The 16,512-nt window shown below is 43.0% G+C and carries 7 protein-coding genes; 2 read left to right on the top strand and 5 right to left on the bottom strand.

The genetic code is table 11. The annotated features are described in order from the left end of the window. The first annotated feature begins 8 nt into the window (after window positions 1-8). Window positions 9-2,465: an efflux RND transporter permease subunit gene (locus tag JF50_RS13150; protein ID WP_235423427.1), complete on the top strand. Its 2,457-nt coding sequence runs from the start codon at window positions 9-11 to the stop codon at window positions 2,463-2,465. A gap of 139 nt (window positions 2,466-2,604) precedes the next feature. Further along, a complete protein-coding gene (locus JF50_RS13145) occupies window positions 2,605-4,518 on the top strand; it encodes a tetratricopeptide repeat-containing diguanylate cyclase (RefSeq protein ID WP_160290475.1) in 1,914 nt (637 codons plus the stop codon). Between the two features lie 114 nt (window positions 4,519-4,632). Here the strand turns inward: JF50_RS13145 and JF50_RS13140 are convergent, their stop codons facing one another. The 5 genes from JF50_RS13140 to JF50_RS13120 all read right to left on the bottom strand — a co-directional run bounded on the left by JF50_RS13140 (window position 4,633) and on the right by JF50_RS13120 (window position 16,387). After that, on the bottom strand, window positions 4,633-5,769 hold the full coding sequence (locus JF50_RS13140) for an ABC transporter permease (RefSeq protein ID WP_080760234.1): 1,137 nt from the start codon (window positions 5,767-5,769) through the stop codon (window positions 4,633-4,635). Next, window positions 5,766-6,500 carry an ATP-binding cassette domain-containing protein gene (locus tag JF50_RS13135; protein WP_039609903.1) on the bottom strand — a complete coding sequence of 245 codons (735 nt, stop codon included), beginning with the start codon at window positions 6,498-6,500 and terminating at the stop codon, window positions 5,766-5,768. Before JF50_RS13135 ends, JF50_RS13140 begins: the two co-directional genes overlap by 4 nt. Beyond that, window positions 6,497-7,993 (bottom strand): alpha/beta fold hydrolase, encoded by a 1,497-nt coding sequence (locus JF50_RS13130; RefSeq protein ID WP_039609902.1) that lies wholly within the window; start codon window positions 7,991-7,993, stop codon window positions 6,497-6,499. The genes JF50_RS13135 and JF50_RS13130 overlap by 4 nt, the downstream gene beginning before the upstream one ends. 252 nt (window positions 7,994-8,245) lie before the next feature. Beyond that, window positions 8,246-10,879 (bottom strand): type I DNA topoisomerase, encoded by a 2,634-nt coding sequence (gene topA / locus JF50_RS13125; protein ID WP_039609901.1) that lies wholly within the window; start codon window positions 10,877-10,879, stop codon window positions 8,246-8,248. A gap of 255 nt (window positions 10,880-11,134) precedes the next feature. Then, entirely contained in the window at window positions 11,135-16,387 is a 5,253-nt protein-coding gene (locus JF50_RS13120; protein ID WP_039609900.1) for an Ig-like domain-containing protein, read from the bottom strand. Between the last annotated feature and the right edge of the window lie 125 nt (window positions 16,388-16,512).

Here is a 16,512-nt window from a genome sequence, read left to right as displayed (position 1 = left end):
GAATGAGTATGTCTAAATTCAAACGTACTTTTTTCCAATTTCAAAGCGCGCGTTACACGAATGCAGATGGCTCAACTTTAAGACTCAAAGACATTGCACGTGTTGAACTCGGTTCAAAAGATTATAACTTCAACGGGACTATCAATGGCAAAGATGCTGTATTACTGGGTATCTTCTTACAACCTGGCGCCAATGCGTTAGATGTAGCCAATGAAGTTGAAGCTGAAATTGAAAAGCTAAAAGCACAATTTCCACAAGGCCTTGCTCACATCAATTCTTACGATACAACACGCTTTGTAGAAGTATCTATTCGCGAAGTCTTAATCACACTTGGTGAAGCCATGGTGCTGGTTTTCTTAGTAGTATACCTGTTTTTACAAAACTGGCGTGCGACTTTAATTCCAACGCTCGCCGTACCTGTATCTTTAATTGGGACTTTTGCAGGTCTGTACATGCTGGGTTATTCAATCAATACTTTGACCCTATTCGGTATGGTACTTTCAATTGGTATTGTCGTTGACGATGCCATCGTTGTATTGGAAAACGTCGAGCGTATCATGCATGAGCAACATGTCAGCGCCCGAGAAGCCGCTTACAAAGCGATGGAAGAAGTCAGTGGTCCTGTGGTCGCAATTGTACTCGTATTATGCTCGGTGTTTATTCCTATCGCCTTTTTAGGCGGGTTAACCGGTGAACTATTCCGACAGTTTGCCATTACCATCTCAATCTCTGTCAGTTTATCAGGTGTAGTTGCATTGACAATGACGCCTGCCCTATGTGTTTTGATTTTAAAACATGAAGATAAACAAACCGCACGATTCTTCTTATGGTTTAATGATTGGTTTACCCGCATTACAGGTAAGTATGTCGGTTCAGTGAGCTTTATGATCCGTCGCGGCGCACTGGGTTTTGTACTCATGTCAGCGATGGTTGGTACAACCATCTTTATGTGGCAAAAAACGCCAGGCTCACTCGTACCAGATGAAGATCAAGGGTTTTACATCAGCGCTGTTTTCTTACCTGATGGAACGTCTCTTGAGCGCACGACAGAGGTGACAAAACAAGTTATTGAAGCTGCGCAGTCAAACCCTGCAAACGAGAATGTTGTTGCATTCACCGGTTTTGACTTTTTAGGGGGTGGCTATAAAAATAATGCTGCGACCTTATTCATTACACAAAAGCATTGGGATGAACGTGAAGTTGACTCAAAGGCACTTGTGGGTGAGCTGTTTATGAAAACAGCTCACATCAAAGAAGCATTAGTCCTCGCTTTTAACCCTCCTGCAATCTTTGGTTTAGGCTCTACTGGTGGTTTTGAGTTTTACTTACAAAACAAGACAGGTGCCGACCCTGAAAAGTTAAAGCAAGGTATGCAGCTAATGATGAATGCAGCTCAGCAAAGCCCTATTTTGGGGGGATTACAAACACTATGGCGACCTGATGCACCGCAACTCCAAGTGCATATGGACAGAGAGCAAGCCAGAGCGATGGGCGTGAATATTAACGCTGCATTTAATGCGCTTGCAGCAAACCTAGGTAATTACTATGTGAATGATTTCAATAAATTTGGTCGCTCATGGCAGGTCATCATGTCTGCAGAGGCTCAATTTAGAATGTCACCACAAGATGTTGGCCGCATTTATGTAAAGAACAATCAAGGAGATATGGTTCCCATCTCTGCGTTTACTGACATAGAGTTTTCTCGCGGTCCTGAAAGCTTACACAGATATAACAACCTGTCAGCAGTCAAGTTAATGGGGAATGCGGCGCCAGGCTATAGTTCAGGACAGGCGATCGCTGAAATCGAGCGCATTGCAGCTGAGGTACTTCCACCAGATATGACGTTTGAGTGGACTGCGTCTGCATTCCAAGAAAAACGAAGTTCTGGCACAACTGGGCTTGCGCTTGGTCTAGCCGTTGTCATGGTGTTTTTAATTCTTGCCGCTTTGTACGAACGATGGTCTTTACCGATATCCGTTTTATTAGCACTGCCATTTGGCACCTTTGGCGCACTTGTCTCAATTTGGATAGCAGGTCTTACCAATGACGTGTATTTCCAAATTGGTCTTGTTACCCTTCTCGGGCTTGCTAGTAAAAATGCCATTTTAATTGTCGAATACGCTCTGATGAAACACCAACAAGGCTGGAGTGCCAGCGCTGCTGCACTTGAGGCTGCCAGACTAAGGTTCCGCCCCATCATAATGACATCACTGGCGTTTATATTAGGCGTGGTGCCGCTCGTTCTCAGTTCTGGTGCTGGGGCTGGCGCTAGGCACAGCGTTGGCACCGGTGTGATGGGTGGTATGATGGCTGCTACCTTCTTAGCGGTATTCTTCGTACCACTATTTTTTTACTGGTTAACCACAAGAAAGTTTACCGAGAAACGCTCGAAACAAGAGCTGGCCACTGAAATCGCAGCGCATCATAAACGCGACCACACGGACACACAAGAAGACCTAGCCTAACACTTCACAATAAACGCCAGTATACTGGCGTTTATTGTTTTACCGCATGCTAGTTACAAATGATAACAAGGTTTTGGCTGTAAAAGCACCAAGCTATTATGTTACTATTTGCAATTATTTTATTTCAAAGGCTAAATCTTTGCGCTTATTTGTTGTACTTGCACTCGCATTAGTAATTAATTTCCCCGTATTCAGCAGCACACACAGCACATGGCAACAAACCTATGACATGTTACGCGCGCAAGATACCCACTCTGCATTCGAGTTCTTAAGTGAGGAAATAAAGTCTACGGACCCCAGTGCAAAACGAGTCTATATTGGTGCAACACTTGCTAGAACTGCACTCGCATTAAAAAAAGAGCACACCTTGAGTATGCTCATCAACTATGACAAGAATGTATATGACCAGATCTTAGAAAACCTTGTTACCGCTTTACACAGTGCGCATGACAATGAGTATGAGCAAACCATGCATGCTTTTAAACAGGCAATTACGCGTGCTTATACAACTGACGACCCCGCACTAATAGCAACCGTTGAATTATTTTATATCAACGCGAAGATTACATTAGCGAACTACATACAACTCGAACACCATATTAAAGAAGTAGAGCGCAACGCAAATGCCCTTGATAAACCATTTTGGGGTTTGAACTCTTTACACAATGCGAAAGCTCTGAATGCTAACTTTTTAGGTGATCATGCTCAGGCAATTGAAACTTACAAACAAGCCATTGCAAACGCCAATTATGAAGGTAACAAAGCACCTTATTATAATAATTTAGCCCTGACTTATTTAGAAATTGGTAATTACAATGACGCAACCAAATACCTAGAAAAATCGCTAGCCTTAAGAAAAGTACAAAACAATGAGTTTAAGGTTGCATTGACGATGTTAAATCTGGGAATTGTTGCTAACAAGGCACAAAACTATGAAACTGCATTGCAGTGGCTAAATCAAGCGCATCAGTACTACGTCAAATTCGACAACCCTTATCGCCAAGCATATACCCTTGTACAAAAAGCGAAGGTGTATACCAATACACAAAAAATCGATCTTGCTAACATTGCACTTGAACGCGCATTATCTAAAATTAGCTTAACGAATAACATTAATTTAATCACAGACATTCGCTTGCAAGCGGCTGAAAATATGCGAGCTATTGGCCAATATGAGGATGCGATTAGCCAAGCAACTTTGGCCTACAACCTATCAAGCAATGTGAGCGACAAAACCCACTTAATTCACAGCTTAGAGTTACTATCAGATCTATACGCGCTGCAATCCAACTATGAGCAAGCTTATACATTACAAAGTGAATTAGTCGCGCAAAAAGAGCAATTTAATACCCATAAGACCATGCATGCAATGTTGGCATTGGAATCTGAACTTGAAGTCACAGCACAGCAGCTGGAGAATATTCGGCTAGAAAAGCATAATAACAAGCAACTCGCCCAAATTTCTCAGCTAGAGGAGCGCCAGCAGTTTCAAGCCATCATCATTCTATTTTCATTGTTACTGCTGTTCATCAGCTTAAGAGGGTACTCTAAGCACAAATATCGGGCACAACATGACAATTTAACTGGCGCGCTAACTCGAAGTACTTTCCTCAATGTCGTGTCGCGCTCTGCCGTCCCAGCGATAGGCAAGCAGCATTGTTTGGTGCTATTCGACTTAGATCATTTCAAACAAGTTAACGATGAATACGGTCACCCAACCGGAGATACAGCCTTAAAACAAACCGCAATGCTTGCCAAACACTTTTTTGGCAAGAGTGCCCTTTTGTCTCGCTTTGGCGGTGAAGAGTTCATGCTATTCTTACCCAATTTAGTACATTCTCATAACGAAAATGTCATTGAGAAATTCAGAGAGGAACTCAGCAAACTTCCCATTGAAGCAGAATCTGGAGAGACAATTCATATTACGGCGAGCTTTTCAACTTATTACTATAAAACATCGCCACAAAGCCTGGACAAAATATACAGCAAATTAGATGTCGCTCTATATCAAGCTAAGAAGTCAGGCAGAAATCGAGTGGTTTGCGCTGTTTAAGATGAGTTTAAACTGTATCAAGGAATACAGACTATAATTAGTTAAGCCACAAGCTTTCGGTTTTGCTCTATTGGAGAAGCGGGTTGAGCATAAAGTATGCCCAACCAAGTCGCCTTAAAGTCCAAAAACAACCTTTTCACTTTTAAGCATTTTGCTACTTAACATAGTGAATAACGCAAATAGCCCCAACGTACTTAACGATGATAAAATTACTTGCAACAAGGGCAACTCATTCCCTTTAATTACTTCAATCATTGCATATTGCTGAGCCGCAATAGGTGCCCACTGCACATAGTCGGTTGCAATGTCATATGTGGTCATCATACTTAAGCCAATCGGCACGAACAAAACAAACGCCACATAAGATTGCGCCTCTTTGAAAGATTTAGCCATAAACGATACAAACACCAATAAACTGGCTGACATCAAGGCAATTGGCAGGCCAATGAGTGTGCAAAATAGAATAAACATCAAGTCTAGGTTAATACTAAAGCCTAGTTGCTCCCATGGCACCATGCCATAAGCAAATTTTGACACAATAAGCACTAACACAAGGCCAATCATAGAGTAGCTGGCAATCGCAGTGACTTTTGCAAGTACAATCTGTGTGCTGCTCAAAGGGTGACTGAGTAACAGTGCCAGTGAATTTCGCTCTCTTTCCCCAGCACTGGTATCAATAGCCAAATTCATTGCGGAGTAAAATAACGCGATAATAATTGAGAGCGTTGCAATGCCCAGGAACATGCCTCCTTTTGAATCAGGGGTTGCTTGATCTTGAGTTTGGACATTAACTGCACGCATAATACTTGGGTCAATACCTCGACTAATTAACCTGAGCCCAGCCACTTCCGAATTGTACCTTGCTAGAACCCCCTCAAGCCTTCGCACGGATTTAATCAGCTTATTATCAGACTTGTCCGCAATAATGGTGACCAGTGCACTTCGCCCTTCGGACATGTCTTCTGCGTATTTTAAATCAATAACGAGTTTAATCGGTTTAACACTGTCATCATCACTATGACTAATATCAAATCCATCTAAATAAGCGACGAGATTAGGCGCTGCGTCTGGATTTTCAATGCTAATTTTAAGTGCTTCAGGAGAGCTCAGCTGTTTTAGTAGAATTGTAAACAGCAAGCACATCACTATCGGAGCACCAATCGCATAATACAAACCCGCCATCACCGAGCGTTTATCACGACTCGCATCTATCATCTCTTTTTTATATAAAACCTGTACTAGCCTCATCATGCTGCGAGTCCCTCATCTGAACCTATCAATGCGATAAAGGCTTCTTCTAGCGTATCCTTTTGTGTCTGTTCACATAGCGCTTGTGGTGAGCCTTCAGCCACTACTTTACCGTCAGCCATGACCACAACATGATCACACAGTGCTGCGACCTCTTGCATAACATGGCTGGAAAACAATACACAATGCCCCTGCTCTTTGAGCATCAGAAGTAAGTCTCTTAAAATACGCGTACTCATTACATCTAGACCACGAGTCGGTTCATCCAAAATAATATTGGTAGGCTGATGCACAATGGCTTGTGCTAATGCGGTCTTCATCCGCTGACCTTGTGAAAAGCCCTTACACTTTCGATCTGCAATATCTGTCATTTGTAGCTTTTCAAGTACACTTTGAGTTGCTTTTGCTGCAGCGTGTTTCCCAAGACCGCTTAGCTCAGCAAAAAACTGTACATACTCCCTCGGCGTCAGACGCTCATATAATCCACATGGATCAGGGAACAACCCAAGCTGCTGTTTTGCGGCCATAGGATCTGTATACACATCAATGTTATCTATTTTTGCATAACCACTATCGGCTTGGAGCAGTCCAAATACCGTTCTAAGACACGTTGTTTTACCTGCCCCATTTGGTCCCAGTAGGCCGGTAATTTTTCCATCATCAGCACGAAAGCTAAGTTTGTTCAGCGCTTGTACTGAGCCGATTTTCTTTTCTAATTCGAATACTTCAATCATTTTTTATGCTCATTACTGTGATTAGCTACGGGTCCATTAATATTCATAAAATATTGTTTTCTGTTATCTTTATCGAGACAATCCGTAGTGAGTTCAGAAAACGCCAAGGTATTAATGAATTGCCCAATGACTTTATTTGCGCATGTCTGTGACGCAACCCCATGTGTCGCAGAAGGTGAAACTAGGTGTTTCGCGTTACTAAAGCTCACCATCGCGAGATCTGCCCAGCTAGGAGGAGTGGCAGGATCAAGCCCACCGGATAACAACAAAATAGGAATATTGGTCTTAACTGGTTTGTAAAAATCGTGCTCAACAGGCTCTACCTGCCAAATTGGACAAACCATATCAAGTGATTCAATCATCATCTTACCGAAATAAGATTGACCGTATTTTTGTCTGTCAGACTGCGTTAAAACAGGCCAATCCTCACCACAAGTAATCGCACTATGCATGCCCATTGCAATACTACCTACAGTCTGTTCATTTCCGAGTAGGCCAACTAACGGGTGATAGTTTCCTTTTTTGGCAGAATCAATAACTAGTGGGATTAAAGAACGAGATGTATGACCATATAGCGCCATTCTGACAGCACCACGCAATTTGCTTTCAGTGATCACAAGAGTGATCTCTTTATGTGTTCTCGGGTGCCTGACTGTTACCGTTATTGGCTCATTTTTTAGTTGCAGCAACAAAGCTTGATAATCATCAGCCAAAGTGGGGTATTGTTCTAAACATGCTTTATCCGCCATACAATCTAAGAACACTTCGTTAAGTGCACTATCTATGGCATCGCCTATCGCAACAAGGCTCTGCTGCATAGGCACGACACCATCTAAAGTTGCACTTAATACAGAACTTGGGTACTGACGCAGATATTCTTGCGCAATACGAGTGCCATAAGACGCGCCGTATAAATGCAATTTCTCATAGCCTAATGCCAATCTAACGGCTTCAAAGTCGCTGGCCGCAGCAACAGTAGTAAAGTGGGATAGATCTACTTCTAACTGTGCTTTACATACGCTGGTTTCTTCTTTTGTGAATGTGACGAATGACAAAGCGTGATCGTTAAACGCAAATTGCTCTTCAATTGTACCTGTGTCACATTGCAATAGTTTCGACTTACCTGTCCCGCGTTGATCGACTAGAATGATATCTCGATTCTCTCGAGCGTATTTTAAATTTCGAGCAAAAATGGATGCGACTTCGATGGCTGACTGTCCAGGCCCACCAGCGAATGCGAGTACCGCTTCTTTGGGATGTAATTGCTTTATCGCAGGGATGACAGCAAAATGGATATCGATATTCTCAGAAGGTGACTTTTTCGACAATGGCTGACTCACAGAGCCACACATTAAACGATCTGCAAGGCCTTCAACATAACAGGCTTCAAGCGTGTTGTTTTGTTGTGCGAAAGATACCCCTGAATAGACAATGGCAAGGGATGTTAAGCTTTGACCAATCAACTTAACGAAATGACTGCCGTACTTATTCATTACTGTTTTCCTTATTCTAATCAACAAGTATTGTTATTTTTTTGCTGATATTTTCCTGTATTAACCGATTAATACAGTCGGCGTTAGGATAGAGGGCAGGCTTTGGCAAGTCAACTGGAAGCGTTTCCAATTTAGATGCAACACGGAGAGTCTATATTGTGGCTAACTTAAGAAGTGATCTTTGGCTGGGCTGTTCTGACATTGTGTCAATCGGTATAAAGTAAAAGGCCAGCATTTGCTGGCCTTTACTCATTACTTCTTGCGCTTTTTCTCTTCTTCGACCCATTTGCCTTCAACAAACGTTGCTTTCCAGCCAGTGGCTTTCCCTTCAACTTCCGTCATGACATATTGTGTCTTTGTTTTACGAGAATATCTCACAACCGCTAAATTACCGTCACCATCTTTTTCTGGCGCATCTGCCAAATAATAAAACTTCGGAGAAATTCGATCTCTAAATCTCTTCAGTTCAGCAACTTTTGGCGCTCGTGTCTCCCTTGATTTAGGGAAAGTATGCGCTGCTAAGAAAATACCTGACGCACCATCGCGAAGGACAAAGTGTGCATCTGACTTCTCACACTCTAGCTCTGGTAACGGAACCGGATCTTCTTTTGGTGGCGCAGGCTCACCATTTTTCAATAACTTACGGGTATTTTTACACTCTTCTTTAGTACAGCCAAAGTACTTACCAAAACGACCTGACTTAAGCTGCATGTCTGCACCGCACTTGTCACATTCAATGACAGGACCATCGTAGCCCTTAATCTTGAATGTGCCCTGCTCCACGACATAACCGCCACATGCAGGGTTATTACCACAAACATGAATTTTACGAGTCTCATCAATTAAGTATGAGTCCATCGCTGTTTCGCAGATTGGGCAGCGTTTCTTTTGTCTAAGGCTCTCTGTTTCAGCATCTTCAACATCCGCATCGATTGCTTCATCGCCAGAGATCAGATTCATTGTCGTCGTACAACGCTCTTTTGGTGGTAAGTTATAACCAGTACACCCTAAGAATACTCCCGTTGAAGCAGTACGAATACCCATTTTTCTACCACACGTAGGGCAGTCAATATCTGTTTCAACCATGACATTTTGACGCATGCCACCTTCGGCTTCATCTTGGCCAGCTAACTCAAGTTGATTTGAAAAGTCTGCATAAAACTTATCTAATACTTGTGTCCACTCTCGCTCGCCCTCGGCGATGTCATCAAGACGACCTTCCATTTTGGCGGTAAAATCAAAATTCATTAGATCATTAAAGTTCTCAACTAAACGATCTGTGACGATTTCGCCCATCTTTTCTGCAAAGAAGCGTCTATTCTCAACACGTACATAACCGCGTTCTTGAATTGTCGAAATAATAGCTGCGTATGTCGAAGGACGACCAATACCACGTTTTTCAAGCTCTTTAACTAAACTTGCTTCACTGTACCTTGCTGGTGGCTTAGTAAAGTGCTGCTTAGGATCTAGACCTACAAGGTCAACGCTGTCACCAACTGTCACAGCCGGCAGAGCTTGCTCTTCTTCGCTCTTCTTACGAACAGCGGGTTGCACCTTTGTCCAACCATCAAATCTCAGTACTCGACCACGTGCTTTAAGCGTGTAATCATTGGCCCCTAGCGTAATATTAGTTAGGTCATATTCCGCTGGAGTCATTTGACATGCAACGAACTGACGCCAGATCAGCTCATATAGCTTTTTAGCATCTGCATCAACACCTTCAACATGTCCCGACAACACGTTTACATCAGAAGGACGAATTGCTTCGTGTGCTTCTTGTGCATTGCCTTTCGCACTGTATTTAATTGGTGCTTTAGGTAAATACTTGTCGCCAAAGTTGCCTTGAATGTAGTCACGACACATTTCTACAGCGTCATTAGACAAGTTTGTCGAGTCAGTACGCATATACGTAATGAAGCCAGCCTCATATAAACGCTGAGCCAACATCATGGTTTTCTTTACGCCATAGCCTAAACGTGTACTCGCTGCTTGCTGCATTGTTGAAGTAATAAAAGGCGCACTCGGCTTACTTTTACTTGGCTTTTCTTCGACTTTAACAACTGACAAGCTTGCGTTTTCAATTTCTGAAACCGCTTTAAGCGCTTCTTTTTCGTTTACAGGCTTAAATGCTTGGCCTTGGTATTTAGTAACAGCAAATCTTACATCCGTCGCCGCCAGCTTAGTGTCTGCATGGATATCCCAGAACTCTTCAGGAATAAAAGCTTTAATTTCGCGTTCACGCTCAACCAACAAACGAACAGCAACTGACTGTACACGGCCCGCAGATAAGCCTCTCGCAACTTTTTGCCACAGCAATGGTGAAACCATGAAGCCAACAACACGGTCTAGGAATCGACGCGCCTGTTGTGCATAAACCATATCCGTATTGAGTTGTCCTGGTGCTTCAAACGCCTGCTGAATGGCATTTTTTGTTATCTCATTAAATACCACACGCTTATACTTAGATGCATCACCACCAATGATCTCTTCAAGGTGCCATGCAATTGCTTCTCCCTCTCTATCCAAATCGGTTGCGAGATAGATATGGTCAGCATCCTGTGCAAGCTTAGTGAGCTCTTGAACAACTTTTTCTTTGCCAGGTAACACTTCATAATGCGGTTCCCAGCCTTTCTCTGGGTCTATACCCATTCTTGCAACTAAATTAGCGTAGTCCTTTTGTTTGCGATATGCCGCCTTTTCTTCAGGTGACATTTTACGTACTTCAGCCGGAGACTTAGTAGCAACACCTTTGGTTTTGCCCGCACCTGACGTGGGTAGATCACGAACATGACCCACACTGGATTTCACAATGTAGTCTTTTCCCAAATACTTATTAATAGTTTTGGCCTTTGCGGGAGACTCTACGATTACTAGCGATTTGCCCATATTTGCCTATTTTGACTAATTCTGTCTGTTGTGCCCCATTGGGCGTTATTATTTATAGGTATATCCACAAACACCTATTGTTACAAGCTTTTCATTCTAACTTTTATCTGAACAGCGATTTATTAAGCAATGTTTGCTGCTATTTTGCTCAATTGCATCTCTGGACTCATTAAAAAGGCGAATATAGCGGATATATGAGGAAATTCAAGCGTTAATAAAAAAGGGCCTTAAAAAAGGCCCTTTTCACTCACAATCTTAACCGTTGTCTTGGATAATTATTGACTTGGTTCTCGTGATAGTTTCTCCATCATCCGATGGACTGGGAATTTCAAACGTAATCGTTAAGTTACCAGTATCTTGGCTATTCGCTGACGTCTCTGGCGTCACTTGAACAACCGCTTTACCACGGTCAAAGCCACCACTAGAGTATACAGTACTAGATAATTCAATGATATTTACTACGCCATTGGTTGTAGCGATGTTAATTTCAGTTCCTTCAGGCAATGAGTTGCCATATAAATCTGAAAAGTAAATTTCAACCGTGACTGAGTCAGTTTCATTCTCATTATCATTATCAAAGTCGCCGAGCATGATGCCATCAATATCACAATAATTGGCATTTTCAGTGTCCTCTAGCCCAAATAAACCTTCCTTAGGGAAAGTCACAATGTCTGAATCTAGATCTCCAGGATCAATTCTACCGACATCGTTGCTACAGGTTCCACCATCAATATGAGATTTATTGACGACAAAACGCGTATAAACCACATCGCTTGACGCAACAATTTCAAATTGTTTCCTAATATCGACTAAATCCTTACTGCACTGTCCAGCTACTTCAGCAGCCTGACCACACAGTAAACCATTGTATATGCCCATTGTAGGGTCATCCGGCAGCCCATCGTACACGCCATTATTGTTGGCATCTAAATAAAATTCGTTGTGTCCACCGTTACTCAGTGTTGGCTCACAAGGATCTGTAGCTGGGTCGTCATTATTTGCTACACAATCAACCGCATCAAATTGGTTATTACCATTAAAGTCGGCAAACGCTTCAGGTAAATCATCATTCAGCGGCTGAAACTCACCAATATCAAATAGGCCATTCTTGCGTGGTATCGTATCTGTAGACGGCTTATCGTGGAAATTTTCTTGCCCTTTTGCTGTCGCAAGTATCGTCACACGCGCACCGCGCACCACTGTTCTAGTTACACCACCGTCGGTCACTGTCTCTGGATAGTCTCCTATACATGGCACAGGGGCACCTTTATAAGTGTCACACACATCACCGATTCGGTTAAGCCATTTAGGGTCCGTAAATGGCAATTCACCTTGAGAGCGCCATTGCACTTGGCAACGCCCTTTATCCGCAAAGCATTGATAAGATTCATCACCACCTGAACCGTCAATATTGCCGATAACCCCCGCTTCAGCTTGCACATTTGCAACTAGGTCATCTTTAGAGAGCTGATTAAACTGATCGCCAAAGAAAACGCTAATATTTGCCGTGACACCTATATAGTTTTGAGTATTAAGAATAAACTTGTCCGGCGCTGCATCAAAACTATCTTGGTCAGGCACACCCGACGATAATATAACACCAGAGGAAACCGCATTGACTTGATCTCCAGCTGGGATAAGCGTAAACCCGTTAGATAAGTTATCTGGTAACTCACAAAACTCTAGGCTAGGATCGGCTGTACATTGGTCAATCTTCGACTGCCAGCAGGTAGGAAATTGCAGGTTTTGCGCTGCGGCTTCGATAGCATCATCTGGCAGGTAACACGCTTCAACAACCAGCCCACCAGGGACCACACCGCCTTCAATTAAGGTCTTTGCCTCACCATTGCTGTCTGTGTTGCCTTTATACGTATTTAAAGTCGCTTCCCCAGTCAAATCCGCAAATCTAAATTCAATTTGCTTTTGACGCAACGGGTTATCGTCAGTATCAATCAACTGGAATGTAATCGTAGATGTTACCGGTACACCTCCTGTTGCCGGTGGTAGGCCGATAAAGCGGTTACTTGCACTTATAAACTTCAATGACTGCACAGGTGCAGTATTAACGAAGAATGCATAACTGGCTGGATCAGCAGCTGAGATACTCGCTGTGATTGTATCATTACCATTACAACCACTTGCTCTATACGTTGAAGTTGCCACACCAGCTTGCGAACGAACAGGACTGTCAATTGTAGCTAATGTGCCAGCTGGCTGTTGGCTTGCACAAATTGACGAAAAGCCAATATCAACGGGTTGTTGATACAGTTGAGTCAATGCTTCATCCGTATAAACTTGCGCCGTAATAATGAAGCTGTCACCTGAATCTAATTCAGGCAGAGGTTGCTCAGACGTTGGCGAAGATGGTAATTCTGCTGTCAACTGCAAATACAATTCTTGTATACCCACGGAGAAGTTCTCCGTGGCTGTTTCATTATCAAAACTCACACTAATTGTCCCAGCACCGTCACTGTCGCCGGGCTGTAATTTCAGTAACGCAATTCCATTGACATCTGTGAGTACTTTACCTGAACTAGGCAACACCTGCCCTTTATCAGTGGTGATTTCAATGATTTGATTGTCAACGTCTTCTGCATCATCTGTTACAGGTGTTATGCGAATAAATAACTCAGGGATCACACTTGAATCTACACTTGTCACAATAGTACAACCGCCAGTAATGGGATCTATCGGGTTATTGATATCATTTCGAACCGAATCCCAATCATCGTTACAACCTGTCAGCAACTGAATATCAAAACTGTAATTGCCATCTATCGTTTCAGCATCACCTTTAGAGTGGAACAAGGCATTGTTCGTTCTCAGTCCTTCATACTCAGCAAAGACTTCACCGACACCCGCAACACGTGTTGTCAATAAATTAACCTGAGCCCTACCTTCACTATCAGTCTCTGCACGTCCACTTTCCGGATCCATAGTTGCAACGTCATCTACCGTGAACGTAACCAGTGACTTGGTCACCGGTTGCCCATCTTCCGTCAACCGTGCTGTGACTACGCCTATTTGGTCTTTGCTAATCACATTATCTTGTGAAATTGCCTGGCCGTTACTACCTATGATTGACTCAATAACCAATAGTAAGCCGCCATCGCCTTGGCTATTAAAGTTGAAACTGCGTGATACATTCACGCCACTGCTTGAGGTAAACGTGGCAGTCACTCTGCCCGCCCCTTGTACCGAATTGTCTTTTAACTTAATAACGGCAACGCCAGATGAATTTGTTAAAACAGAGCCAGATTGAGGGTCTAAAGTACCAAATTCATTGACTGAAAATTGGATTAGCTGATTTTCAAACGCAGAACCGTTTTGTAATAGAGTCGCACTTAGCGTCAATTCAGAGTCACCTGATAGCTCGTTCGATTCAATGCCCGAGGCGTTGCGTGCAACAATTGATAACTCAAACTCAGAGTCACTGAAGTCAGGATCTCCCTCTGAATAATAGATATACTGCTCAGTTACAGTCTCCGAGGTGACCGGATCGGTATAAGTAGCAGACAGTTGACCTATGCCAGTCTCTTTATTAGCGACAAGCTCTAAAGATGCTTGCCCATTGGATTGGGTCACGGCTTGCCCATCTGAAGGTACCGTTACTGCTTTTCCACCAGCGGCCACGTTAACAATTGCTCCGCTCACCAAAGTGCCATTATTAGAAAGCGTAACTTCAATCATGCCTCGAGTCGTGCCGTTAAGCGGATTTTGTTGACTTATCGGGTTTTTATCAGTGGTTTGGTCGTTAACCGTCAACGTCATTTGCAATCCACCGTCACCGGCACTGATAAAATTAAACGCCTTCGTGATAACGACATTATCTTCTGTCGTATAAGTTGCAGTGACAACCCCCGCACCATCAACATTGTTTTCACTTAATACCACCGCAGCAAAGCCGTCCGTACCAGTTTCCAAAACACTGCTCGATAACAAGCCTTTGTCATTAACCGTGAAATTGATGTTTTGACCAGATACAGGCGAGCCGTTGAGCGTCAATAAAGCACGGACTGTAAGTGGGTTCGAAAATGACAACTGATTTGAAGTTGCACCGCTTGCGGTTTCACCAGTAAGTGCAATTTCATACTTTTCTATACCGAAAAATTCATCACCATTAGAATGATAATTTACAGTACGAGTCACCGTTTCTGACTCAGTCGCATAAGTTACAGTCAGTGTATCAACGCCAGACAACGTATTAGGCACAAGTGTCAAAATCGCTTTCCCCTGTTGATTAGTCGCCACTTTGCCATCTGAAGGAATTGTTACCGCTTTAGTACCTCCATTTACAGTCACTATCACGTCGGACAAAGGCTGACCGTTATCTTCAAGCAAGATTGTGACAGAGCCATTTTTTCCTGTACCAAGCCTGTTTTGATCAGAGATAACCGCACCGTTTGAATCTGTAATAGATACACCCAGCTGTAAACCGCCATCTCCTTCACTTTCAAAGCTAAATGCGGAAGACACATCTTCAACATCGCCAGGCGCATCAAAGGATACATTTAATACCCCCACACCAGATTCATTATTATCAATTAGGTTGAATGTCACAGAACCGTTACTGTCTGTCTTCAATACGTTTGTCACAGTGCCGATAAGTGCTTTATCAACACTGAACGTGAGTGGCTCATCAGCGACAGGCTTACCATTAAGCGTCAACGTGGCGCGAATAGCGATTGGTGTATTAAGAGATAACTCACTGGTTTCTTGACCTTGCGCGTCTAATCCCACAACAGACAAATCATAAACTTGCCGATTGAAGAACTCATAACCATCAGACGCAAAATTTAAGGCTGTTGACGCATCTTCATAAGTGACAGAAATAGTCCCCGCACCAACTTGCTGCGTGGCATTAACTTGCACACTGGCTTGACCATTGGCGTTCGTGACGATTTTACCATTGCTGGTTGTGCTGATCAGTTCGTCAAATGTGAAGGTCAATAACTGGTTAGATAGAGCGACTCCATTATTTGTCAAAGTCGCCATCACTGTTGCCGCATTTTCTCCAGCCAGTTTGTTTTCAGTATTGATTTCATTACCACTGGCATCTTTAAACTCAAGTGCAATTTGAATGCCCCCATCGCCCATCGCTGCGTATTCGATACTTTGGGTAAGAGTTTGGCTATTCACATCAAAAGATGCGGTTATGGCACCTGCCCCTTGGTTACTGTTTGCAACGATGCCAACAATAGCAATACCTTCACTATTGGTTAGAACTGATGACGAGCCATTAAATTCAGAGAATTCATCCCCAACAAATTTGACTAACCTATCAGCTTGAGCTTGACCATCTTTGGTTACTTTGGCCTGAACTTGAATCGGATTTGAAACACTTAGCTCGGAAGAACCACTTGGAGAGTTAAGACTTAATGCAAGTGCATAATCGTCTGTATCAGTACCGCCGTCACCAGAGGAGCTTTTCTCAATTGAGCCACCTCCGCCACAGGCTGTTAGAAGGAATATCATAAATATGGTGCTAAACCAACGCATTGAAAACATCCGCAGTTCTCCCTCGCACAATTTAAAATTAGAGTTATTTGCACAATGTTAACTCAAAACCAGACAAAACATCACAATTTTTTCGTAGTAGAAGACAATTTTTTTTGTTCATTTTGAGCCATCCT

The organism is Pseudoalteromonas luteoviolacea, from assembly GCF_000814765.1.
Classification (GTDB): Bacteria; Pseudomonadota; Gammaproteobacteria; order Enterobacterales; family Alteromonadaceae; genus Pseudoalteromonas; species Pseudoalteromonas luteoviolacea_H.
Note: the sequence above shows the minus strand (reverse complement) of the source record. Positions and strands in the feature narration are given on the sequence as shown.